Source organism: Egibacteraceae bacterium (assembly GCA_040905805.1).
In the GTDB taxonomy this organism is placed as follows: Bacteria; Actinomycetota; Nitriliruptoria; order Euzebyales; family Egibacteraceae; genus DATLGH01.
Map to the genome: position 1 here is coordinate 1 of JBBDQS010000050.1, position 1290 is coordinate 1290.

General features: G+C 68.1%; 2 protein-coding genes and 1 tRNA gene. 2 read left to right on the plus strand and 1 reads right to left on the minus strand.

The annotated features are described in order from the left end of the window. Positions 1-188: 188 nt before the first annotated feature. Entirely contained in the window at positions 189-641 is a 453-nt protein-coding gene (locus WD250_06355; GenBank protein ID MEX2619824.1) for a group I intron-associated PD-(D/E)XK endonuclease, read from the plus strand. Here WD250_06355 and WD250_06360 read toward each other — a convergent pair. Further along, positions 610-694 (minus strand) — tRNA-Tyr (locus WD250_06360). The genes WD250_06355 and WD250_06360 overlap by 32 nt on opposite strands. A gap of 61 nt (positions 695-755) precedes the next feature. Between WD250_06360 and WD250_06365 the strand changes: the two genes are divergently transcribed. Then, positions 756-1244, plus strand: coding sequence for a YajQ family cyclic di-GMP-binding protein (locus WD250_06365; protein ID MEX2619825.1), 489 nt, complete (start codon positions 756-758; stop codon positions 1242-1244). The last annotated feature ends 46 nt before the right edge of the window (positions 1245-1290 follow it).

A 1290-nucleotide genomic window follows, 5' to 3' on the forward strand; every position in this document is an offset into this window, starting at 1 on the left:
CGGTCGCGCAGCGACCGCCATGGAGGTGCTGAGACCGGCACGCCTGACTGCAAGCCCCGGGGGTCGATCAGCCGGGGGCCCGACCACACCAGGCGATCTGTGGACACGCGGCCCGCGGGCGGGCGTGGCGGTCACACCCCCGGCGTACGGTCGACCAACCACAGCGACCACCCCCGCGGAGCCAGACCATGACCATCCGGCGCACCAATCCCCGCAAGCAGGGCGAGATCGGCCTCGGGGCGGCCATCGCCTGGTTCCTCGCCGAGGGCTACGCGGTGTCGGTCCCGCTGTGCGACAACCAGCCCTACGACCTTGTCATCGACAGCGCGGCCGGCGGCCTCCAGAAGGTCCAGGTCAAGACCACGACGCAGCGGGGCCCCTACGGCAACTTCAGCGTGAAGCTCTGCACGACTGGCGGGAACCAGAGTTTCCACACCACCAAGCCCTGGGATCCGACCGCCTCCGACGTGCTCTTCATCCTCACCGATGAGGGCGACATCTACGTCATGCCTTCAGCGCGGATCACCGCGACGACCTGCATCAACCTCTGCGCGAAGTACGAGCGGTACCGGCGTGCCCGTTGGGCGATCCCTGAGGCGCCGGAGCAGCTGGTGGTGGGAGGAGGATTCGAACCTCCGTAGGCTAAGCCGTCTGGTTTACAGCCAGATCCCTTTGGCCACTCGGGCATCCCACCGGATCGACGCGGTCATGGTAGACCTCCCCCCGAACCCCCGCCAACCGACGAGGAGCACCCCATGGCCGACAGCAGCTTCGACGTCGTCGCCGAGGTCGACCGCCAGGAGGTCGACAACGCCATCAACCAGGCGTCGAAGGAGGTCGTCCAGCGCTACGACTTCAAGGGCACGGACGCCGAGATCGGCTGGTCGGGCGAGGCGGTCGCGATCACGGCCAACTCCGAGGAACGGGTCATGGCCGCGCTCGACGTGCTCAAGGACAAGCTGGTCAAGCGCAAGGTCAGCCTGAAGTCCCTGGACTACGACGAGCCCAAGCCCGGCGCCCGCAACTCCTACCGGCTGGAGATCTCCCTGGTCAACGGCATTCCGAGCGACAAGGCCAAGGCCATGGTCAAGGACCTCAAGGGCTCCAAGCTCAAGGTGCAGGCCGCGATCCAGGGCGAGCAGCTGCGCATCTCCGGCAAGTCACGCGACGCCCTCCAGGACGCCCAGGCCCTCCTGCGCCAGAACGACCAGGACCTGCCCCTGACGTTCACCAACTACAAGTAGACGCCGCCCGCCGGCGCCCCGCGGGCGGCGGGGGGTCTGGCGCACC

What these genes read in the sequence shown, in the direction of transcription:
- WD250_06355 (MEX2619824.1), top strand. Translation starts at nt 189, where the DNA reads ATGACCATCCGGCGCACCAATCCCCGCAAGCAGGGCGAGATCGGCCTC.
- WD250_06365 (MEX2619825.1), top strand. Translation starts at nt 756, where the DNA reads ATGGCCGACAGCAGCTTCGACGTCGTCGCCGAGGTCGACCGCCAGGAG.